21 protein-coding genes and 1 pseudogene are annotated in these 21,236 nt (G+C 70.4%); 6 read left to right on the top strand and 16 right to left on the bottom strand.

Annotation, left to right across the window (positions count from 1 at the left end):
• Nucleotides 1-5: 5 nt before the first annotated feature.
• From J2X41_RS02330 to fucP, 10 genes are all read right to left on the bottom strand, one after another.
• The gene (locus J2X41_RS02330) at nucleotides 6-1,325 is read right to left on the bottom strand and encodes an efflux RND transporter periplasmic adaptor subunit (RefSeq protein ID WP_310079293.1); all 1,320 of its coding nucleotides are present in this window, start codon (nucleotides 1,323-1,325) and stop codon (nucleotides 6-8) included.
• A 231-nt stretch (nucleotides 1,326-1,556) separates the two neighbouring features.
• Entirely contained in the window at nucleotides 1,557-1,907 is a 351-nt protein-coding gene (locus J2X41_RS02335; protein WP_310079295.1) for a PilZ domain-containing protein, read from the bottom strand.
• A gap of 103 nt (nucleotides 1,908-2,010) precedes the next feature.
• Nucleotides 2,011-2,739: an SDR family oxidoreductase gene (locus tag J2X41_RS02340; protein ID WP_310079296.1), complete on the bottom strand. Its 729-nt coding sequence runs from the start codon at nucleotides 2,737-2,739 to the stop codon at nucleotides 2,011-2,013.
• A 12-nt stretch (nucleotides 2,740-2,751) separates the two neighbouring features.
• Complete coding sequence (locus J2X41_RS02345; RefSeq protein ID WP_310079298.1) at nucleotides 2,752-3,969, bottom strand: UxaA family hydrolase; 1,218 nt, start codon at nucleotides 3,967-3,969, stop codon at nucleotides 2,752-2,754.
• Nucleotides 3,966-4,262 (bottom strand): UxaA family hydrolase, encoded by a 297-nt coding sequence (locus J2X41_RS02350; protein WP_310079299.1) that lies wholly within the window; start codon nucleotides 4,260-4,262, stop codon nucleotides 3,966-3,968. The genes J2X41_RS02345 and J2X41_RS02350 overlap by 4 nt, the downstream gene beginning before the upstream one ends.
• The gene (locus J2X41_RS02355; RefSeq protein WP_310079300.1) at nucleotides 4,262-5,299 is read right to left on the bottom strand and encodes an aldo/keto reductase; all 1,038 of its coding nucleotides are present in this window, start codon (nucleotides 5,297-5,299) and stop codon (nucleotides 4,262-4,264) included. Before J2X41_RS02355 ends, J2X41_RS02350 begins: the two co-directional genes overlap by 1 nt.
• A complete protein-coding gene (locus J2X41_RS02360; RefSeq protein ID WP_310079302.1) occupies nucleotides 5,296-6,066 on the bottom strand; it encodes an IclR family transcriptional regulator in 771 nt (256 codons plus the stop codon). The genes J2X41_RS02355 and J2X41_RS02360 overlap by 4 nt, the downstream gene beginning before the upstream one ends.
• A 4-nt stretch (nucleotides 6,067-6,070) precedes the next feature.
• Nucleotides 6,071-6,898 (bottom strand): amidohydrolase family protein, encoded by an 828-nt coding sequence (locus J2X41_RS02365; protein ID WP_310079304.1) that lies wholly within the window; start codon nucleotides 6,896-6,898, stop codon nucleotides 6,071-6,073.
• Nucleotides 6,892-7,905 carry a zinc-binding alcohol dehydrogenase family protein gene (locus J2X41_RS02370; protein WP_310079305.1) on the bottom strand — a complete coding sequence of 338 codons (1,014 nt, stop codon included), beginning with the start codon at nucleotides 7,903-7,905 and terminating at the stop codon, nucleotides 6,892-6,894. Before J2X41_RS02370 ends, J2X41_RS02365 begins: the two co-directional genes overlap by 7 nt.
• Nucleotides 7,905-9,209: an L-fucose:H+ symporter permease gene (fucP, locus tag J2X41_RS02375; protein ID WP_310079306.1), complete on the bottom strand. Its 1,305-nt coding sequence runs from the start codon at nucleotides 9,207-9,209 to the stop codon at nucleotides 7,905-7,907. The genes J2X41_RS02370 and fucP overlap by 1 nt, the downstream gene beginning before the upstream one ends.
• Before the next feature lie 122 nt (nucleotides 9,210-9,331).
• Between fucP and J2X41_RS02380 the strand changes: the two genes are divergently transcribed.
• The gene (locus J2X41_RS02380; protein WP_310079308.1) at nucleotides 9,332-9,685 is read left to right on the top strand and encodes an L-rhamnose mutarotase; all 354 of its coding nucleotides are present in this window, start codon (nucleotides 9,332-9,334) and stop codon (nucleotides 9,683-9,685) included.
• 6 nt (nucleotides 9,686-9,691) lie between these two features.
• Here J2X41_RS02380 and J2X41_RS02385 read toward each other — a convergent pair whose 3' ends face one another.
• Nucleotides 9,692-11,116, bottom strand: a complete 1,425-nt coding sequence (locus J2X41_RS02385) for a short-chain fatty acyl-CoA regulator family protein (protein WP_310079310.1) — start codon at nucleotides 11,114-11,116, stop codon at nucleotides 9,692-9,694.
• Between the two features lie 158 nt (nucleotides 11,117-11,274).
• On the opposite strand from J2X41_RS02385, the gene J2X41_RS02390 reads away from it, so the two are divergent.
• The 4 genes and pseudogenes from J2X41_RS02390 (at nucleotide 11,275) to aceB (ending at nucleotide 14,901) form a co-directional block, all read left to right on the top strand.
• The gene (locus tag J2X41_RS02390) at nucleotides 11,275-12,894 is read left to right on the top strand and encodes an isocitrate lyase (protein ID WP_310079312.1); all 1,620 of its coding nucleotides are present in this window, start codon (nucleotides 11,275-11,277) and stop codon (nucleotides 12,892-12,894) included.
• 45 nt (nucleotides 12,895-12,939) lie between these two features.
• The gene (locus J2X41_RS02395) at nucleotides 12,940-13,173 is read left to right on the top strand and encodes a hypothetical protein (RefSeq protein ID WP_056751998.1); all 234 of its coding nucleotides are present in this window, start codon (nucleotides 12,940-12,942) and stop codon (nucleotides 13,171-13,173) included.
• A pseudogene (locus tag J2X41_RS25225) lies at nucleotides 13,151-13,275 on the top strand (hypothetical protein); the annotation flags it as partial. The gene J2X41_RS02395 and the pseudogene J2X41_RS25225, both read left to right, overlap by 23 nt.
• Before the next feature lie 45 nt (nucleotides 13,276-13,320).
• Nucleotides 13,321-14,901: a malate synthase A gene (gene aceB, locus J2X41_RS02400; protein ID WP_310079313.1), complete on the top strand. Its 1,581-nt coding sequence runs from the start codon at nucleotides 13,321-13,323 to the stop codon at nucleotides 14,899-14,901.
• A 175-nt stretch (nucleotides 14,902-15,076) separates the two neighbouring features.
• On the opposite strand, the gene J2X41_RS02405 is transcribed toward aceB, so the two are convergent.
• Nucleotides 15,077-16,093, bottom strand: coding sequence for a hypothetical protein (locus tag J2X41_RS02405; protein ID WP_310079314.1), 1,017 nt, complete (start codon nucleotides 16,091-16,093; stop codon nucleotides 15,077-15,079).
• 97 nt (nucleotides 16,094-16,190) lie between these two features.
• On the opposite strand from J2X41_RS02405, the gene J2X41_RS02410 reads away from it, so the two are divergent.
• On the top strand, nucleotides 16,191-17,603 hold the full coding sequence (locus J2X41_RS02410; RefSeq protein ID WP_310079315.1) for a PLP-dependent aminotransferase family protein: 1,413 nt from the start codon (nucleotides 16,191-16,193) through the stop codon (nucleotides 17,601-17,603).
• Between the two features lie 51 nt (nucleotides 17,604-17,654).
• On the opposite strand, the gene J2X41_RS02415 is transcribed toward J2X41_RS02410, so the two are convergent.
• The 4 genes from J2X41_RS02415 to J2X41_RS02430 are packed head-to-tail and all read right to left on the bottom strand — an operon-like array spanning nucleotide 17,655 to nucleotide 21,233.
• Nucleotides 17,655-18,332: a peroxiredoxin-like family protein gene (locus J2X41_RS02415; protein ID WP_310079316.1), complete on the bottom strand. Its 678-nt coding sequence runs from the start codon at nucleotides 18,330-18,332 to the stop codon at nucleotides 17,655-17,657.
• Nucleotides 18,329-18,712, bottom strand: coding sequence for a ferredoxin family protein (locus tag J2X41_RS02420; RefSeq protein WP_310079317.1), 384 nt, complete (start codon nucleotides 18,710-18,712; stop codon nucleotides 18,329-18,331). Before J2X41_RS02420 ends, J2X41_RS02415 begins: the two co-directional genes overlap by 4 nt.
• On the bottom strand, nucleotides 18,712-20,286 hold the full coding sequence (locus tag J2X41_RS02425; RefSeq protein ID WP_310079318.1) for an FAD-binding protein: 1,575 nt from the start codon (nucleotides 20,284-20,286) through the stop codon (nucleotides 18,712-18,714). The genes J2X41_RS02420 and J2X41_RS02425 overlap by 1 nt, the downstream gene beginning before the upstream one ends.
• The gene (locus tag J2X41_RS02430) at nucleotides 20,283-21,233 is read right to left on the bottom strand and encodes an ABC transporter substrate-binding protein (RefSeq protein ID WP_310079319.1); all 951 of its coding nucleotides are present in this window, start codon (nucleotides 21,231-21,233) and stop codon (nucleotides 20,283-20,285) included. Before J2X41_RS02430 ends, J2X41_RS02425 begins: the two co-directional genes overlap by 4 nt.
• Between the last annotated feature and the right edge of the window lie 3 nt (nucleotides 21,234-21,236).

Here is a 21,236-nt window from a genome sequence, read left to right on the forward strand (position 1 = left end):
CGGGCCTATTCGGCCTGCTGCTGACGGCGGCGGTGGCGTTCGCCGCCCTGCCCCTGGCCGCCCTCGCCCCGCTTGCCGGCCCACTGGCCCTTGCCCTTGCCTTGGCCCATGCGGCCCGCGGCCTGGCCCGGCAGCTGCACCTTGCCGCCCTCGCGCAGGCGGTCGCCGCCCTCGGTGATCACCTTCTCGCCAACCGTCAGGCCGCTGGCCAGCGACACCTGGGCGGTGGTCGAGGGACCGGCCACGACCTTGCGCTTGTGCACCGTCTGGTCCGCGTCCAGCACCCAGACGAAGGCGCCGTCGCTGCTCTGGCGCAAGGCCGTGGCGGGAACCACCACCGCGTTCCTGATGGTGTCCAGCTCCAGGCGGACATTGACGAATTGGCTGGGGAACAGGGTCCCGCCGGCGTTGGCGAACCGCGCCTTGGCCTTGACCGTGCCGGTGCCCACGTCGACGACGTTGTCGAGGGTCGAGAAGGTCCCGGTGTCCAGGGTGGTGGTCCGCGTCCGGTCCAGGGCGATGACCGGCAACGCCGCGCCGGTGTTGGCCCGCGCGCCGATCCGCGGCACGTCGTCCTGCGGAACGGTGAACTCGACGTCGATCGGCGAGACGGTGGTGATCACCGCCACGCCGCTGGCGTCGCCCGCGCCGATGTAGTTGCCGACGTCCACGACCCGCAGGCCGACCCGGCCGCTGACCGGCGCGACGATGCGCGCATAGCCGACGTTCAGGCGCGCCGTGCCGACGGCGGCCCGGTCGGCCATGACCGTGCCCTGCAGCTGCTTGACCGTGGCGGCCTGGGTGTCGACGTCCTGGCGGGCGATGGAGTCCTGGGCCAGCAGGGTCTGGTAGCGCGCCAGGGTCACCTGGGCGTTGGCCAGCTGGGCCTCGTCGCGGGTCAGGTTTCCCTGCGCCTGCATCAGGTCCATCTGGAACTGGCGCGGATCGATCTGCACCAGCGGCTGGCCGGCGCGGACCATCTGGCCTTCCTTGAACATCACCTGGGTGATCACGCCGGCCACCTGCGGCCGGACGGTGACCGTCGCCGCGGGGGTCACCGTGCCCAGGGCCTCGATCACCACCGGCAGGTCGGTCTGGGTCGCCGTCGCCACCGCCACGGTGCTGGCCGGACCGCCGCGCCGTCCGCCGCCAAAGCCGCCGCCCGGGCCGCCGGGGCCGCCGCCCCCTTCGCCCTCGCCGCGCGGCGCGTGCATCAGGCTCCAGGCCAGCCAGACCACGCCGGCCAGCACCGCCAGGGCGATCGCGCCGCCGATGACTTGCGCCTTGCGGCTGACGGGGCGGATCGGTCGCTGGGGTTCGGTCATCGAGATCTCAGGCGCGCGGGGCTATGGGGATCGGACGAACGCTACCGGGTCCGAAGCACCAAACGCCACAATGGCGAAACGGATGCTCCTGCGGTCGCGTTTGGCGGCCGCGCCGGCGGTCGCTCACAGCCTTACTTGCCCGGCCACGTTACCGGCGCATTTCAAGGTCGAAACCTGCGCCGCCGCATCTTTGCCGCCAGTTGGCGAGCGACGGCGGGGCGAAGACGGCGGTCAGGCGCCGTTCAGCCGCCAGGCGAAGCGCGTGGCGATGGTCACCGCGCCGTCCTTGCCGCCCGCCGGCCCGTCCAGGGCCTCGCTCTCGATGAACTGCAGGCCGGCTTCCTTCTGGGACCGCCAGACCACGCGGGTCAGGTGAACCCGCTTGGCGATCGAATCCACGAGAAAGATCCCCTCCTCGGGCAGCCCCATGTCGGTAAGCGAAACCCGCGCCCCGCCCTCGGCGACGTCGATCAGCGAGCATTTCCAGGCCTTGCGGCCATCGACCAGATAGGCCTTGCGCTTGGTCGGCGTGCGGGCATGGGCCCGCTGCTCAAGAGCGCGTGATTCGACATCTGATCGCATGGCCACAACCCTAGCGCGGCACGGTTAACGGATGGCGCCGCTTGGAGAAGCTTTGCTATGACGAACGCGCCGCCTCAACCCAAAGTCTGTGGAGAACCGGCGATCAGTTGATCCAACCGCCGTCGATGATGTGGATCTGACCGGTGGTGAACGCCGATTCATCGCTGCCCAGATACAGCGCCAGCTGCGCCAGCTCCTCGGGCTTGCCCAGGCGACCCATCGGCTGGCGCGCGGTGAAGGCCTGGCGGGCGGCCTCGTAGTCGCCGGTGTCGGCTAGGCGCTGGTTCAGCGAGGGCGTCTCGACCGTCCCCGGGCAGATGGCGTTGCAGCGCACGCCCTGCCCCACGAAGTCGGCCGCCACCGCCTTGGTCAGGCCGATCACCGCCGCCTTGGTCGCCCCGTAGGCGAAGCGACCCGGGACGCCTTTGATCGAGCTGGCCACCGACGCCATGTTGACGATGGATCCGCCGCCGTTCTCCAGCATGGCCGGCAGGAAGGCGCGGATCATCCGGTACATGGCGTTGACGTTCAGGTCGTTGGAGAACGCCCAGGCCGCCTCGTCGCAGTCCAGGATGGTGCCGGAATGCACGTAGCCGGCGCAGTTGAACAGCACGTCGATAGGCCCCAGTTCGGCGGCCAGGTCCGTGATCGCCCGCCGGTCCAGCACGTCCAGGCGGCGCGGCTCGCAGCCGGCGACCTGCGCCAGCAGGGCCTCGTTGACGTCGGTGGCGATCACCCGCGCGCCTTCGCGGGCGAACAGCTCGGCGCTGGCCTTGCCGATGCCCTGGGCGGCGGCCGTGACCAAGGCGGTCTTGCCGGAAAGTCTTCCCATCTCGCTTACTCTCTAACTGGCCCGCCGAAGCGGAAGACAGGCCGGACCGATTGGATCGAAGGCCTTGTAGGTGAGGATGAACTCCTGGTGGCCGAGGGCCTCGGAGACCGTGCGTCGCCCTCCCGCCACGGCCAGGACGAGGTCGTGGATCTCGGTCCCGACCTCGTCCAGGGTCCCGCGCCCCTCCATGATGCGGCCGGCGTCCACGTCCATGTCGCCGCTCAGCTTGCGGTAGGTCTCGGGATTGGCGCAGATCTTGATGACCGGCGAGATCGCCGACCCGACGACCGAGCCTCGCCCGGTGGTGAACAGGGTGATGTGGGCGCCGCAGGCGATCAGCTCGACGATCTCGGCGTTGTCGGAGATGTTGGGGAAACCGAAACGCGGCTCGCCGTCCGGCACCACGTCCAGCAGATAGAGTCCCCCGCTGGGCGGCAGGTCGCCGGGCTTGAGGATGCCGACGATCGGGGCCGAACCCGACTTGGAATAGGCCCCCATCGACTTTTCTTCCTGGGTGGTCAGTCCGCCCTCGGCGTTGCCGGGCGCGAAGCTGCCGTAACCCATGACCGTATAGTAGGCCTCGGCCTTCTGGACGCTGCGCTCCAGCTCCAGGCCCAGCTCCGGCGTGATCGCCCGGCTGGCCATGATCGTCTCGCAGCCGACCAGTTCCCCGGTTTCCTCGAACACGCAGGCCGCGCCCTCCGCGCCCAGCCGATCGAAGGCTCGCCCGACGGCGGGATTGGCGGTGATGCCGCTGGTGCCGTCCGAACCGCCGCAGATGGTGCCGATCACCAGTTCCGACACCGCCATCGTCGCCAGCGGCGCGCGGCTGGCGACCGCCCGCAGGCGGGCGACCGCCTGCAGCCCCTTGGCGATGGTGCTGGCCGTGCCGCCGTTCTCCTGGATCACCAGGGTCTCGACCGGTCGCCCGCTGGCCTCGATGGTCGCGCGCAGCTGTTCGCGGTTGAAGCTCTCGCAGCCCAGCGAGACCAGCAGCACCCCGCCGACGTTGGGATGGGTCGTGATCGCCTGCATGACCTTCAGCGCGTAGGCGTTGGGATAGCAGCCGGGGAAACCGATCAGGTGCACCTCGGTGTCGTCGCTCTTGGTGACGATCGCGCGCGCCACGTGGTGGGCGCACTCGACCAGATAGGCGACGGCGACGACGTTGCGGATGCCCTTGCGGCCGTCGGCCCGCAGATAGCCGCGCAGCGTGTGCGACATGGTCATGGTCCTTCCGCGCCCGTCGCCTGCCGGGTGTGGCTGGCGATGTAGTCGCTCTTCATGTTGTGCAGGTGGACGTGGCCGCCAGCGGCGACCGGCGTGGTGATCGAGCCGATCGGCGCGCCGTACTTCAGCACCTTGTCGCCGACGGCCAGGGCGTGGCGGGCCAGCTTGTGCCCGACCCCGACGTCGGCGCCCGCGGTCACCACCTGGCCGTCGATCGTCAGGACCTGGCCCGCGCGCACCGGCGCGCTGAGCACCAGTACGTTGTCGTCGGGATGCAGCAGGATCAGACTCATCAGGACTCCGTGGACGTCGGCGCGTCCGGATGCAGCAGGCCCTCGGCGCGAAGGTCGTCCCACAGGGCGTCGGGGATGGCGTGCTCGGCCCAGGCCAGGGCTTGGAGCACCTGCTCCGGGCTGGACATGCCGGGAATGACGCTTTGAACCTGCGGGTGGGCCAGCGGGAATTGCAGGGCGGCCGCGGCCAGGGGCGTGGCGTGGGCCAGGCAGACCGCCTCCAGCCTGCGGACCCGGTCGAGGATCTCGGCCGAGGCCGGACCGTAGTTGTAGTGGGCGCCGGGCCTGGCGCCCTCGACCAGGATCCCCGAATTGAACGGTCCGCCGACGATGATCGACACGTCGCGGGCGGCGCAGCGCGGCAGGAAGCGATCCAGCGCCGTCTGTTCCAGCAGGGTGTAGCGGCCGGCCAGCAGGAAGACGTCGAAATCGCCCTCGTCCAGCGCAGCGTCGCAGATCTCCCACTCGTTGACGCCCAGCCCGATCGCCCCGACCGCGCCGCTGTCGCGCAGCGCGCGCATGGCCTTGTAGCCGCCGTCGAAGAACTGGCGTCGCCGCGCGGCGTCGTCCTCGCCGTGAGTGACCGCGCCGAGGTCATGGGCCAGCAGCACGTCGACATGGTCGCGCTTCAGGCGCCGCAGGCTGGCCTCGAACGATCGCATGACCCCGTCGTACGAATAGTCGAACACCGGCTCGAACGGCGCGGCGCCGACGAAGCCGTGGCGTTCGGCGGCCGGGTCGGCTTCCGGCGCGGGACGCAGCAGCCGGCCGACCTTGGTCGAGACCTTGGCGCTGGCCGGCAAAGCCTCGCCCAGGCGGGTCTCGCTGAGGCCGAAGCCGTAGTGCGGCGCGGTGTCGAAATAGGCGAGGCCGGCGGCCAGGGCCGCGTCGATCGTCTCGCGCGCGGCGGCGTCGCTGACGGCGGCGTAGAGGTTGCCGATCGCCGCGGCGCCAAAGCCCAGCGACGGCAGGTCCAGCCGACCGCGCCCCTTCGCCCGGTCGCGGGAAGATGTCTGCGGGGCATCGGCGAGGGTCACTGGAACTGGCCTCCAAGTTCGACGGAGATTTCATCCGCCGCCGCCCGGATCGCGGCGATCGTGTCGGACACGGAAATGGCGGTTAGCGTTTCGACGTATGGCGAGGTCAGGGCCGCGGCCACGCCCTCCGGTCCGAAGATCGGCGCCGAGAGGTCGACCACCAGCCGGGTCACGTCGCTGGACGCCTGGACGTGCTTGTCGGCCCTGGCCCGTTCGGCCTTGGCCTCGAACTTGGCCCAGGCCGTTCGCGAGACGGTGGGTTCGAGGCGGGTCCGCCACTCGTCGCGGACGGTTTCGGGCTGGAAGGCGTAGAGCACCAGGCCCGAGGTCGCTTCGACGATGGCCCGGTGGTAGCCGACGCGGACCGAGAAGCCCTGGTTGCCGGGCGCCTCGATCCTGGCCACCACCACCATCTCGGCGGCGCTGGCCACGGCCAGGTGGCACGACTGGCCGATGGTCTCGGACAGACGCCGCATCACCGGCAGGGCCGCTTCCAGCACGCTCTTGGCGGGCGCCCGGGTCATGCCCAACGAAAACAGCCTGTTGGTCAGCACCAGGCCGTCGCCGGCGGGCGTGTTGGCCACATAGCCTCGTTGCTCCAGCACCTGGACCATGCGGAACAGCTCGCTGACCGAGCGGTTCAGCGCCGCGGCGATCTGGACCATGCCCATGGGCTCGCCCCGGGCGGCCAGCAGTTCGAGGACGTCCAGGCCCTTCTCAAGGGCCGGGGCGCGGTATTTGGCGGAGGTTTCTTCGGGCTCGGTCATGGCCCTATATCCGATAGAAGCGGCGGGAAGTCCCGCCGAACAGGGCCGCCAGATCGGCTGCGTCGGTCAGTCCGCTGAGGTCCTTCGCCAGGGCCAGCCAGCCGCCGTAATCGCCCGCCAGGTTCAGCACCGGCCAGTCGCTGCCCCACATCAGGCGCTCGGGACCGAAGGTCGCGACCAGGTGGGCGACATAGGGCGCCAGGGCCTGTGCCCCCTGCCCCGGCGCGGCCTCGGTCAACAGGCCTGACAGTTTGCAGAACACCTGCGGCTGGGCGGCCAGGGCGTCGATGCCCCGCGCCCAGGCGCCGTCCTTGTCGCCGGCGGCGATCGGCGGCTTGGCGCCGTGGTCGATGACGATGGCCAACTCGGGCCGACGGCGCGCCAGGGCCAGCAGGTGCGGCAGGTGGCGGGTCAGGACCAGGGCGTCCAGGGACAGGCCGTGGGCGACCATGGCGTCCAGCGCCGGATCCAGGCCCGGCGCGGCGATCCAGGCGTCGTCGTCCAGACTCTGCAGCATCGGCCTCAGGCCGCGGAGCTTGGGATGTCGGCTCAGTTGCGCGATGCGGGCCGGAGCGTCGGGCGACGCCAGGTCGACCCAGCCCACCACGCCCAACACCCGCGGCTCGTCGGCCGCCAAGGCCAGCAGCCAGTCCGTGTCCCGGTCGTCCGGCTGGGACTGCACCAGCACGCAGCCCGCCAGGCCAAGGGGCGCGGCGACCGCCGCCAGGTCGGCGGGGCCGAAGTCGCGGTGGATGGCCGCCAGGTCGGGCGTCGGCCAGGAAAAGCCGTTCTCGCCGACCCGCCAGAAGTGCTGGTGGGCGTCGATCAGCACGAGACGATCGCCTTGATGACCCCGGCCTGCGGCTCCATCCAGCCCGGCAAGGCCTGGGCGACCTCCGCCAAGGTGGCGGCGTGAGTGTTCAGGGCCTTGGTGGGAACCTTGCCCGCCCGCATCGCCGCGACCACGGCGTCGAAGTCTTCCGGCGTGGCGTTGCGGCTGGCCAGCAGCGTCGTCTCGCGCTTGTGGAACTCCGGGTCCGAGAAGGTGATGTCCGCCCCCACGACCGAGATCAGCACATAGGTCCCGCCGTGGCCGACATAGGCGAAGCCCGCCTCCATGGCCTTGGGGCTGCCCGTGGCGTCGAAGACCACGTCGAAGAAGTCGCCGTCGGTGAGGTCCGACAGGGCCCGCGGCGTCCCATCGCCCAAGGCTGCGACGTGATCCACGCCCAGGTGGTCGCGACAGAAGTCCAGCCGGTCCTGGCGGCCGTCCAGGGCCGTGACGATCCCGCCCTGGAGCTTGGCGAACAGCGCCGCGGCGATGCCGATCGGCCCGGCGCCGACCACCAGCACCGACTGTCCCGGCGTGATGACGGCCCGACGCACGGCGTGGGCGCCGATCGCCAGGAACTCGATCATCGCCGCCTCGTCCAGGCTGATCCCGTCAGCCCGGCGCACGAAGCCCTGCGGCACGGCCAGATACTCGACCATGCCGCCGTCGCGGTGGACGCCCAGCACCTGGATGTTCATGCAGCAGTTGGGCTTGGCCTTGCGGCAAGCCGCGCAGGTCCCGCAGGACATGTAGGGCATCACATAGACCGGATCGCCGGGGCCCAGGTCGCTGCCCGCCGGCGCCTGAACGACCTCGCCGGCCAGTTCGTGGCCCATCACGCGCGGATAGGCCAGGAACGGCTGGGTGCCACGATAGATGTGCATGTCGGTGCCGCACACCCCGACGCGGCGGACACGGATCAGCACCTCGTCGTCCGTCGGTTGGGGGATCGGACGACGCTCCAGGACCAGTTGGCCGGGCGCGGCGCAGACCAGGGCGTCCATCATCAGTGGGCTCCCGCCGGGGCGGCCTTGAGGTCCTCGCGGGTCGCGCGGCCGGCCGTGAAGCCGAACAGCCCGACCACCGCGAAACAGGCGCAGGGCACCAGGATGGCCAGGTCGATGGCGCTGGCGTCCGACACGGCCCCCATCAGAGTCGTCAGCACCGCCCCGCCGATGATGCTCATCACCAGGAAGGACGAGCCGGTCTTGGTCAGCGGCCCCAGGCCCTTCAGCGAGCCGGCGAAGATGGTCGGGAACATGATCGACATGAAGAAGCTGGTCGAGGCCAGGGCGTAGAGCCCGACCTTGCCGCCCACCAGGGCCGCCACCAGGGTCAGGCCGACATTGACCGCCGCGAACAGGCCCATCAGCAGCGACGGGCTCACGCGGCTCATGGCGGCCGTGCCGATGAAGCGGCCGGCCATGAAGCCGACCAGGGACCACGACAGATAGGCCGCGGCCGCCTTCTCGCCCAGGCCCGGCACCTCGTGCTGGGCGTAGCGGATCATGTAGCTCCAGACCCCGACCTGGGCCCCGACATAGAAGAACTGGGCCGCCACGCCGAACACGAAGCGGGGCCGCGCCAGCAGGGCTGGGATGGCCTTGGCGGCGGGCAGGCCGGCCTCGTCCTCGCCGGGATCGGGCCGCCCCGCCTGGTGCGGGAACTTGGTCAGGGCCACCAGCAGCGCCCAGGCCAGCACCACGGCGGCGATGACCAGGTACGGAACCTGGGTCGAGTGGGCCTCGGCGGTCTGGAAGGCCTGCAGCTGGGCCGGCGTCATGGCTGCGAACTCGGCCTTGGTGGGCTCGACGCCCGACAGGATGAACTGGCGGCCGACCACCACGGCGGTGATCGAACCCAGCGGGTTGAAGGCCTGGGCGAAGTTGAGGCGCTGCTCGGCCTTGGCCGGATCGCCCAGCACGGTGATCAGCGGATTGGCCGAGGTCTCCAGGAAGGCCAGGCCCGAGGCCAGGACGAACAGGGCCGCCAGGAACCAGGAATACTGCCGCGCCTCGGCGGCGGGCCAGAACAGCAGGGCGCCCAGGCCGAACAGCAGCAGGCCGACGATCACCGCAGCCTTGTAGCCATAGCGGCGCATCACCGCGCTGGCCGGCAAGGCCAGGAAGAAGTAGCCCAGATAGAACGCCATCTGCACCAGGCCCGACTGCAGGTCGGTGAGGAAAAACGCCTTCTTCAAATGCGGAATCAGCACGTCGTTGAGGTTGTTGGCGACGCCCCATAAAAAGAACAGGGCGACGATGAGTATGAGCGGGGCGAGGGCCGTCCGCTCCTGGGGGCGTTGTTCCATGGGGCTTCCTTCCAGGGGGGACGGTTGACCCGACCCTGCTTATCTGGAACGAAATCACCACGTATGATGTGACGCGTCAAATATGAAAAAATCGCAGTCGCACGCGACGAGAGGGAAACGCCATGACCACCACGCGCCGCTGTTTCGCGCTGGATCTCCACGACGATCCCGAGACCATCGCGGCTTACCGGCGCTGGCACGCCCCGGGCGGCCCTCCGGTTGCCGTGACCGAATCGATCCGACGAGCGGGCATCTTGGACATGCAGATCTGGCTGACCGGCCCGCGCCTGTTCATGATCATGGAGACCGGGCCGGACTTCTCGCCGGAAGCCAAGGCGGCGGCCGACGCCGCCGATCCCGACGTCCAGGCCTGGGAAGCGCTGATGGGCAAGCTGCAGAAGGCCCTGTCCTGGGCCGCGCCGGGCGAGAAATGGACCCCGGCCGAACGGATCTTCAGCCTGGCCGAGCAGCCCTGAGGCGTCTCAGGCCACGAACGGGAACGGCGACACGGCCTTGCTGGATTCCTCGACCAGCAGGGTCCGGTTGATCGGCGCGGCGGCCCGTTGCGGACAGGCCGGCCGCTCGCAGATCCGGCACGAGGGACCGATCTCGACGGCCGCCGGCGCGGCGATGTCCAGGCCCCGGGCGTAGACCAGCTTGCCGGCGTGCTTGAGCTCGCAGCCCAGCCCCACGACCAGTTCGTCCTCCAGCCCCGCCTGCAGGCCCGACACCCGCCGCACGGTGCGCGACAGGGTGAAGTAGCGCTCGCGGTCGGGGGTCTCGATCACCTGGGTGACGATCCGCCCCGGGGTCTTGAAGCTGTCGTGGACGTTCCAGCGCGGACAGGCGCCGCCGAACCGCGAGAACGGGAACGGCCCGGCCGCGAACCGCTTGGAGATGTTGCCGGCCGCGTCCAGCCGCATCATGAAGAACGGCACGCCCCGCGAGCCCGGGCGGCTGAGCGTGGTCAGGCGCTGGGCGGCCTGCTCGTAGCTGATCCCGAACCGCGAGCGCACCCGCTCGATATCGTAGCCGCTGACCTCCATCGCCGCCAGGAAGGGCTCGTACGGGGTCATGATCGCGGCGGCCAGGTAGTTGTCGAGGAACACCTTCAGCAGCTGGCGCGTGGCGCGGTCGGGGGCCTGGAAGCGGTCGGTCAGGGCCGACAGGGTCTCGCCCGCCTCCATCAGGCCCAGTTGGTAGCACATGGCGAAGATCCGGCTGGCCGGGGCCAGGGTTTCGGACAGCATCAGCCGCTTGCGGTGGTGGTCGTAGCGCCGCAGCGACCCGGTCATGGTCTCGACCGGCATGACCCGGACCTGGATTCCGAAGCGCTCCAGCAGCCGGGCGCGGACGGCGGGCCCCAGGTCCTGCGGGTCGGCCTTCATCGCCGCGACGATCGGCTCGGCCGCGGTCTCCAGTTCCGCAAAGTGATTGCGTTGCGAGCCCACCAAATCGCGCACCCAGTCGGTCGGCGAACTGGACGAGACCGGCGCGGTCCCGTCCGGCCTCTCGAAGGCGCCCAGGTCGATCAGCCGGCCGCGATCCAGATAGGCGCGATAGAGACGGGCCATGGCCTCGGCGATGCCCGGCGACAGCTCGGCCACCTCGGCCGCCTCGTGCCGGCTGACGCCCAGGTCGGCGAACATCTTGTCGGCCAGCACCTCGTCCAGCCCCGCGCCGCCGCCGGGGTCGTCGGCCGACAGGCTGCGCAGGTCCAGGTCGTAGGCGTCGGCCAGGCGCAGCAGGATCTGGGCCGTGACCGGCCGTTGGTTGCGCTCCAGCAGGTTCAGATAGCTGGCCGAGACGCCCAGGTTCTCGGCCATGCGGCTCTGGGTGACGCCCAGGTCGCGCCGCAGCCGCTTGAGCCGGCCGCCGAGAAACAACTTCTTGTCGTGGGTCGCCATTCGGTCATGTTGTCACGTATTTACAAGAATTACAAAGTCGGTTTGTGACAAATTGCCTTCAATAGGTTCGACGCCGGCCGCGCCGCGACCCAAGCTCTCCTCACGAACTTTTCCGCCCGGCCTCGCGGGCCGAGCCGACGATGGGACGAGAAAGAGCCATGACGCTGCGCAAGACCTACGCCCAACACCGCCAAGCCCTGCTGGCCCGCTATCCCCAGGGCGTCACGCCGGGCGGCGTCGCGGTGGACGACATCATCCAGCTGAAGCTGCAGAACACCTTCTCGACCCACCTGGACATCGCCCGCGAGATGGCCGGCGTCATGCGCGCCGACATGGCCGAGTACGACGCCGACAGCAGCAAGTTCACCCAGTCGCTGGGCTGCTGGTCGGGCTTCCACGCCCAGCAGATGATCAAGTCGGTCAAGCGCCTGCGCGGCACGACCAAGGGCGCCTATGTCTATCTGTCCGGCTGGATGGTGGCGGGCCTGCGCAACCGCTTCGGCCACCTGCCCGACCAGTCGATGCACGAGAAGACCTCGGTCGTCGACCTGATCGAGGAGATCTACGTCTCGCTGCGCCAGGCCGACGAGGTGGCGATCAACGACCTGTTCAAGACGCTGCGCGCGGCGCGCGAGGCCGGCGACAAGGCGGCCGAGACGGCGGCGATCGCGGCCATCGACGGCTTCGAGACCCACGTCGTGCCGATCATCGCCGACATCGACGCCGGCTTCGGCAACGAGAACGCCACCTACCTGCTGGCCAAGGAGATGATCAAGGCCGGCGCCTGCTGCCTGCAGATCGAGAACCAGGTCTCCGACGCCAAGCAGTGCGGCCACCAGGACGGCAAGGTCACCGTGCCGCGCGAGGACTTCATCGAGAAGCTGCGCGCCTGCCGTCTGGCCTTCGAGGAACTGGGCGTCGACGAGGGCCTGATCGTCGCCCGCACCGACAGCCTGGGCGCGGGCCTGACCCAGAAGGTGCCGGTCAGCCAGGAACCGGGCGACCTGGCCAGCGACTACATCAAGTGGCTGAAGACCGAGGCCATCACTCCCGACAACCCGATCCTGCCGGGCGAGCTGGCGCTGTATCGCGACGGCCGGTTCGAAAAGCCGGTGCGCATGCCCAACGGCCTGTTCGCCTTCCAGGAGGGCACCGGCCGGGCCCGGGTGATCGAGGACTGCATCGCCTCGCTGACCCAGGGCGGCGCCGACCTGCTGTGGATCGAGACCGACACCCCCAATGTCGACGAGATCGCCGCGATGGTGGCCGAGATCCGCAAGGTCGTGCCGAACGCCAAACTGACCTACAATAACTCGCCGTCGTTCAACTGGACCCTGAACCTGCGCCGCCAGGTGCGCGAGCAGTGGATCGCCGAGGGCAAGATCCACAAGGACAGCTATCCCGACGGCGCGGCCCTGATGTCGGCCGAGTTCGACGCCAGCGACCTGGGCCGCGAGACCGACGAGCGCCTGGCCCGCTTCCAGGTCGACATCGCGGCCCGGGCCGGGGTGTTCCACAACCTGATCACCCTGCCGACCTTCCACCTGACGGCCAAGAGCATGGACGAGCTGTCGCGCGGCTATTTCGGCGACGACAGGATGAAGGCCTATGTCAATTCGGTGCAGCGCGAGGAGATCCGCCGCGGCGTCTCGGCGGTCAAGCACCAGCACGAGGTCGGCTCGGACCTGGGCGACAGCTTCAAGGAGATGGTCGCCGGAGAGCGCGCCCTGAAGGCTGGCGGCCACGCCAACACCATGAACCAGTTCGCCGCCGAATAGCCGACGAAACGTCCCTGCCCTTTCCACCCGATCAAGGAGTCCATCATGACCGCCACGCAATTTGCTCCCGCCGCCATGCCGAACCCCACCGACCAGCAACGGGCGGTCGATCGGGTGGCCGAGGCGGCTCACCGGCTGAACGAGGCGGTGCAGCGCGCCATCGCCGCGGGCTACTCGGTCGAGCTGGTGCGCACCTCACGCCACCACGACGGCGCGGGCAACTGGGGCGACCAGATCGTCCCGACCGTCCGTCCCAATGGCGCCGCCAAGAGCGCCTGATAGGCCTTGCGTGGTCCTCGTCCTTCGACAGGCTCAGGATGAGGACCATTGCCGAGGCCGAAATCGAAACCTCATCCTGAGCTTGTCGAAGGACGAGGTTTCGGTTCTCACCAGTACCGCCGCATCCCACACCCCACAGGACCCGCCATGCCCCTCGACATCGCCGCCAACATCCAGATCAACGGTCCTGTCGAGGGCCGCGCGGTGGAGGTCCTGACGCCCGAGGCCCTGGCCTTCGTGGCCGACCTGCACCGCCGGTTCGACGCCCGCCGGCGTGAGCTCCTGGCGGCCCGCGCGGCCCGCCAGGCCCGCTTCGACGCCGGCGAGCTGCCCGACTTCCTGCCGGAAACCGCCGACCTGCGGGCCGCCGACTGGACCGTCGCGCCGATCCCGGCCGACCTGCGGGACCGCCGGGTCGAGATCACCGGCCCTGTCGACCGCAAGATGATCATCAACGCCCTCAACTGCGGGGCCAAGGTGTTCATGGCCGACTTCGAGGACGCCACCTCGCCGACCTGGACCAACCTCCTGGAAGGCCAGGTCAACCTGAAGGATCGCTGGGCGGGAGACCTGACCCATGTCGATCCCAAGTCCGGCAAGCGCTATGCGCTGGGAGCCAACCCAGCCGTCCTGAAAATCCGCCCCCGTGGCTGGCATCTGCCTGAACAGCACATGGAAGTGGATGGCCAGCCCGTCAGCGGAGCCTTGTTCGACTTCGGCCTCTACCTGTTCCACAACGCCCGGGCGACCCTGGCCCAGGGCTCGGGCCCCTACTTCTACCTGCCCAAGCTGGAGAGCCGCCTGGAGGCCCGCCTCTGGAACGAGGTGTTCGTCCGCGCCCAGGAGGCGCTGGGCCTGCCCATCGGCACGATCAAGGCCACGGTGCTGATCGAGACCATCCCCGCCGCCTTCGAGATGGACGAGATCCTCTACGAGCTGCGCGACCACATGGCGGGCCTGAACTGCGGCCGCTGGGACTACATCTTCTCGTTCATCAAGCGCCTGGGCCGCCGGCCGGAATTCCTGACCCCCGACCGTTCGGCCATGGTCATGGGCCAGGCCTTCCTGGGCGCCTATTCGCTGAAGCTGATCCAGACCTGCCACCGGCGCGGTGCCTTCGCCATGGGCGGCATGGCGGCGCAGATCCCGATCAAGGGCGACGAGGCCGCCAACCAGGCCGCCTTCGCCAAGGTCCGGGCCGACAAGGAGCGCGAGGCCGGGGCCGGCCATGACGGCACCTGGGTCGCCCATCCGGATCTGGTGCCGGTGGCGCTAGAGGTCTTCGACCGCCTGATGCCCACGCCCAACCAGCTGGACAAGCGTCTGGCCGACCTGACGATCACCCAGGCCCAGATGCTGGAACTGCACCAGGGCGCCCGCACCGAGGCCGGGGTGCGCGAGAACATCCGCGTCGGCGTGCGCTACACCCAGGCCTGGATCGAGGGCCGCGGCGCGGTGCCGCTCTACAACCTGATGGAGGACGCGGCCACGGCCGAGATCTGCCGCACCCAGCTGTGGCAGTGGATCCGCCTGGACGCCGACCTCGCCGACGGCCGTCAGATGAGCTCGCAGCTGTTCGTCAGCCTGCTGACCGAGGAAATGGCCGACCTGCGCCGCGACTTCCCCTCGCCCCGCCTGGAGGACGCGGCGCTGCTGTTCTCGCGCATGGTGCTGTCCGACACGCTGGAGGAGTTCCTGACCTTGCCGGCCTACGAGCTGATCGCCTAGGAACTGTGGACAGTTGACGATCTTGGGCCGAATTCCTCGTCCTTCGACAGGCTCAGGATGAGGAATTCTACTGAACCGCCCTAAAAAGTAGCCCTCATCCTGAGCCTGTCGAAGGACGAGGGCGGCCCACAGCCGCCAGACGCCTAACTGTCCACAGCGCCTAGAGTCTGCGGGGTCAGCCCAGCCGCAGGCCGCACAGGGCGGCGATGATCGTCGCCGACAGCGCCGCCGCCAGGACCAGGCCGGTCCACCAGACGCGCTGGGCGACGGCCGGCGGCGTTCCGTGGGCCAGCAGCACCCCGCGCAGGCCACAGAACAGGTGGGCGACGACGAAGAACACGCCCAGGGCGTAGTGTGGCACGAGGCGGATGTTCCAGGCGTCGAGCAGCAGGCCCTCCGGCGCCCCGCTGGCCCAGGCCCAATCAGTCTGGATCCCGTGGACGGCGCGGGCCGACACCAGCGCCGAGTTCAGGTGGGTGAGGATGAAGGCGGCCAGATAGACGCCCGAACCGACCTGGATCGTCCGGACCAGATCCGCCGGTCGCGCGCTCCAGCGCCAGGCCAGTCGCAGGCCGCAGGCTACCTGGAACAGCAACAGGCCGACCAGCAGCGGCTCGACCACCGCCGACCGGTAGACCACCCGCCCGGCCTTCATGACCCGGCCATGCGCCTCCGGCCCGAGCAGGCCCGTCAGGTGGTTGGAGAGGTGGAAGGCGACGAACAGCAGGATCAGGGCCCCCGCGACGCCGTGCACCACGCGCAGGCGACCCACGGGCCGTGCCGGCGCCGGCGCGGCGTCCGGCTGGACCAGGGAGGCCGCGACGCCGGCCAGGATCCAGGCCGCGGGCCAGATCCAGACGTCTCGGATGGGCGAATGCAGCAGGCCCGCGACGACGCCGGTCAGCACGAACAGCGGCGGGGCCGCCAGGGCCGCGAAGCCGAGACGGCGCGCCGGCGTCGTCGCTTCTGCTCTCAAGGTTAGGGCCAGGCCGGACAGCGGTAGGGCGAAGGCTGCGACCAGCCAAAGTCCCGCTTCGGCTGTTCCGGCCGTCGATCCTGCCGTGATCGCCGCATGAAACGCCTTCAGCGCCCAGGGATAGAGGATCGCCAAGCCGACCGGGATCCAGAGCATGATCCGTGATCGTGCCGCAGGCGCGTCGCGGTCGAGGGCGATCGGCGTCGAGATATCCACGGGCGTCTCCAGTCGCCGAAATCGTCTCCAGCCCCGCGATAAAGGATTGTTCTTGGCTCATTGCCCAGGGCCGCTTTTGGTGAAAATGATTGGGCCAATGAACGCGCCCCTGCCCTTCAACGCGCTGGCCATCGACCGCGCGTCCGACAGCTCGCTGCATCGCCAGCTCTATGAGCGGATCCAGGGCGCGATCGGCGACGGCCGCCTGGCGCCGGGGGCGCGACTGCCCTCGACGCGCAACCTGGCCGCCCAGCTGGGCCTGGCGCGCGGTACGGTCGACGCCGTCTATGCCCGCCTGGCTGGCGAGGGCTGCCTGGTCTCGCGCCGGTATAGCGGCACGATCGTCGCGCCCGGCCTGAACCCGGCGCCGGGGCGGACACCGACAGCCACGTCGCCCGCGCGGAACCCGTCGCCCGATCCGGAGTGGTCGCCGCTGCAGTTGGGACTGCCCGCTCTGGACCTGTTTCCCCGCAAGCCCTGGACGCGGATCCACGCTCGGCAGGCCCGACAGCTGTCCGGCGCCGCGATGCTTTATCCCGATCCCATGGGCCTGCCGACCCTGCGCGAGGCGATCGCCGCCTATCTGGCGGTGTCGCGCGGGATCACCTGCACGACCGACCAGATCGTCGTCACCCATGGCTTCCAGGACGCCCTGAACCTGACGGCCGAGCTGGTGCTGAAGCCTGGCGATGCGGTGTGGACCGAGGATCCCGGCTACGGCTTCGCCCAGCGGACGCTGGCGGCGCGCGGCATGGCGATCACCGCCGTGCCGGTGGACGAGGAAGGCCTGTGCGTCGGCTGGGGTCGAACCCAGGCGCCCGACGGACGGCTGGCGGTGGTCACCCCCACCCACCAGTTCCCGACCGGCGTGGCCCTCTCCCCGCGCCGGCGTCGCGAGCTGCTGGACTGGGCAGCCACCTCGGGAGGGTGGGTCCTGGAAGACGACTACGACTGCGAGTTCCATTACAGCGGCCGCAAGCCGACGGCTCTCAAGGCGCTGGACCTGCAAGATCGCGTCTTCTACGCGGGCAGTTTCAGCAAGACCCTGCTGCCGTCGCTGCGGCTGGGCTATCTGGTGCTGCCGCCGCAGCTGGCGGCGGCAGCCGGGACCGCCCAGCAGCTGCGCCACCGCGGCGTGGCGATGTTCGAGCAGATGGCGGTGGCCGAGTTCATGCGGCAGGGCCATTTCGCCCGCCACCTGCGGCGCATGATGCTGGCCTACAAGGCCCGCCGCGCCGCCCTGGTCGCCGCCCTGGAGCGCCGGTTCGGCGACCGGATCGAGATCGTGCTCCGCGCCGGCGGGCTGCACGTGCTGGCGCGCTTTCCCAAGGCCGAGGTCGACGATGTCGAGCTGGCGCGCCGAGCCCTGCAAGCCGGCCTCAAGCCCTCCCCTCTGTCGGGCCAGTGCCTGAGCCACGACCTGGGCCAGGGCCTGCTGCTGAGCTTCACCAACGTCGCCGAGGACAGGGCCGGCCACGTCGCCGAGGCCCTGTTTGAGGCGCTGGGCTAGCCGTTACCAGCAGACCTTGGCCGACAGCGCCCCGTTGATCCCCTCGGCCCATCAAACCTGCAGGGGAACAGCCGCCAGGGCCCGGACGGCGGCGATCACCGGCTCGGCCTCGGTGCGCACCAGCCAGTCGGGGCTGACGTCGGCGAAGCGCACGACCTGGTCGGGGCCGATCACCACGACGGTCGGCTGGGGCAGCTCCCAGGTTCCGGTCCCGGTGGTCTCGCCAATCGAGCCGCCCTTGGCGCGTTGGGCGGCCTGGCTGGCCTCGTCGGCCGTGTAGAGGATGCCGAACCGCCGTCCCAGGGTGTTGCCGGGATCGCTGGCGACCTTGAAGCTCAGGCCATGGCGGACGCGGATCTCGCCCAGCCGCTCGGGGATCTGCGGACTTACGGCCACCAGCGGCACGCCCAGGGCCTTCAGCGTCGGCTGCAGCGCCCGCTCGTAATAGGGCAGCGCGATATTGCAGGCCGGGCAGCCGGCGAAGCGGAAGAACACCAGCACGGCCGGTCCCTTGGCGGTCAGGCCTTTCAGGGTCAGTTCGCCGCCCTCGACGTCCAGCAGGGTGAAGGGCTCGACGCGGTCGCCGGCCTTGATCCAGGCGGACGGATCGGCCTGTTCGACCAGGGTGGCGCGCTGGTCGATGTTGATCTTCAGCGCCGCCGGATCCCAGGTGCGCAGGCGTTCGGCGTGCAGGTCGGCCAGCTGCTTGGTCAGGCTGTCTTGGCTCATGGTTTCGTCTCCTCGGCTTTGGTGATGGCGGCGCGTTCGATGGCGGCCAGCCGGGCTCGCTCGAAGATCGAGCCCATGCGCCAGTGCTGGTTGGTGAAGGTTTCGGCGTGCTCGCCCCAGCCGGAGTCACGGCGAAAGGCGCCCAGCTGACCGGAGGCCAGGGCCTGGTCGGCGGTGATCCCGGCCGGCGCCTCGCAGTCGGGCCAGACGAACAGGGCGTCGGCGGGACAGTAGAGTTCGCACAGCAGGCAGGTCTGGCAGTCGTCCTGGCGGAGGATCGCCGCCTTGCCGCCCGGTCCGAGGGCCAGCACGTCGCTGGGGCAAGCCTCGACGCAGTCGCCGCAGCCGGTGCAGCGGTCCTCGATCACGACCTCGATCATCAGGCCACCTCCGCCTGGGCCGACGCGGTTTCGAAGGCGGTCCAGACCCCTTCCAGGCCGCCGGCCCGTTGGCGCGAGGCCAGGCGGGGGTCAAGACCCGGCGCGTCCTCGCGATGATGCATGCCGCGGCTTTCGCGCCGGGCCAGGGCCGAGGCCTTGCTCCAGCGCCCAGCGGCAACCAGGGCGGCGGCCTCGCGGGCGCGGAGGCCGGCCCGGCCCTCGCCGCGCGCGTGGTCGGCCAGTTCGCTCCAGACCGCGTCCAGCCGCTCGGCCGACTGGGTCAGGGCCGGACCGCGCCGGAAGATGTTGCGGTCGTAGGCGTTGAGCTCGTCGCGCACGGTCTGGACCGCAGCCCGCAGGTCCACCGGCCGCTCGGCGCGATGCGGGCGCAAGCCGGCGCGGCCGGCAGCCACCGCCAGGTCGTCGGCTCGGGCGCCCTGCCCGAGCGCCAGCCGTGCGGCCCCCTTCCCGGCCCACTGTCCGGACGACAGCGCCCAGGACGAATTGACCGCCCCGCCGCCGGAGATCGCGCCCGTCACCAACTCGCGGCTCGCGGCGTCGCCGGCCGCGAACAGGCCCGGGACCTGCGTCTGGCAGGCCTCGTCGACCACCCTCAGGCCGCCGATGCCCCGCACAGTGCCTTCCGCGTGGAGGGTCACCTCGAAACGGTCGCGGTAGGCGTCGATCCCCTGGCGGTCGAACGGCAGGACGAAGTTGGGCTGGACCTGCGGCATCACCCGCCGGATGTCCTCGGGCACGCGGTCCAGGCGGCAGAACAGCGGTCCGGCCATCAAGACCCGCGCCAGGTGCGGGGTGACGTCCGGCCCCGGCGGGATGTCCAGCTCGCGGTCGTCGGCGTCGAGCCAGCGCGCGAAGCTGTAGGCCATCGAGCGAGCCATGTTGGTGCCGGCCAGGGCCGGCGTGTAATAGTTGCTGAATTCCATGCCCGACAGGTCGGCGCCAGCCTCGACGCCCATCAGCAGGCCGTCGCCCGTGTTGGTGGCCGAGCCCAGCAGGCGCGAGGCGAAGGCGCAGCCGCCTGTGGCCAGCACCACCGCCCCGGCCCGGATCGTCCAGGGCGTCTCGCCGCGCAAGGCCAGGCCGGCCGCGCCGGCGATCGACCCGTCGCCATGGCGCAGCAGCTCCAAGGCCGGATGATGGTCGAGGATGCGCACGCCCTGGTCCAGCGCCAGGCGCCGCATCGCCCGCATGTATTCGGGCCCGCGCAGGCCGCGATAGAACGGCTGACCGTGGTCGTCCGTCGAGAAGTCGTAATAGCCGCGCAGGGTCGGCAGGCTGGTCCAGGTCAGGTCGAGGATCCGCCGCATCCAGTCCGGGTCGCCCAGGCCCAGGGACCGCTTCAGCCGGTCGGCCACTGCCCCCTCCCGCCCCTCCGGCGGGACCCACCAGTGGCCCGGGCCGGCGGTGGCGGTTACGCCGCTCGTACCGCAATGGCCCTTGTCGGCCAGCACCACCTGCGCGCCCTCGCGGGCGGCGGCGATGGCGGCCCAGGTCCCGGCCAGGCCGCCGCCGATCACCAGCACGTCGGCGGTCAAGGTCAGGCCCAGGCTCACGGCGCGACCGCGGCATTGAACGAGCGGTCGAAGGCGCCGGCCGGGTCGCGGGTCGAGGTCACGGCCCCGGCGGCGCGGAAGCGGTCGAGCACCGCCCGCCCCTCGGCCACCGCCGCATCGTCGATCGCCGAGGGCGTGATGCGGTAGTGTTGGACCGTATAGAGCGCCACGTCCGGCTGCAGGCCGGTTTCCTTGGACAGGGCGGCGGCGAATTCCTGCGGATGCTCGCCCGCCCAGCGCCGGGCCTTGGCCAGGCGGCGCAGGAAGTCCTCCATCTGCGGCCGCTTGCCGGCGATCGCCGCCTCGCTGGCCGCCTCATAACCGTAGCCGCCGAGCCGGCCGTCGCCGTCGGCCAGGATCGTGGCGTCATCGTGCAGCCTGGCCAGGGCGACGTAGGAGCCCCAGGTCACCCAGGCGTCGATGGCCCCGCTGCTGAAGGCCGCCTTGGCGTCGCTGGGATTGAGGAACACGATCTGGACGTCGGTCGGCTTCAGCCGCGCCTCTTCCAGCAGCCGCAGCAGCAGGTAGTGGCCGATCGAACCACGACCGGTGGCGATCTTCTTGCCGCGCAGGCCGGCGAGGTCATGGATGCTCGAGCCCTTGCGGACCAGCAGCGCCGTGGACGAGCCGCCGCTCTTGCCGGCCTGCACCGCCTTGATCCTGGAGCCGCCGGCATAGGCGAACAGGAACGGCGCATCGCCGGCCTCGCCTAGGTCGACCGCCCCGGCCCCCACCGCCTCCAGCAGCGGCTGGGCGGCGGCGAACTCGCTCCACTCGATCTTGTAGGGAACGCCTTCCAGAGCGCCGGAGGCGACCAGGATCGCCTTGGTCCCGCCCCTCTGGCTGCCGACCTTCAGAGGGGCCTGGCCGTTCCCCGCCCCGCCGGCGCCGCATCCAGCCAGCAGGACGGCGGCGGTCAGGGTGGCGATGAGGCTGCGTCTTTGCATGGC

Origin of the sequence: Caulobacter sp. BE254 (assembly GCF_031457295.1) — a bacterium.
Taxonomy (GTDB): Bacteria; Pseudomonadota; Alphaproteobacteria; order Caulobacterales; family Caulobacteraceae; genus Caulobacter.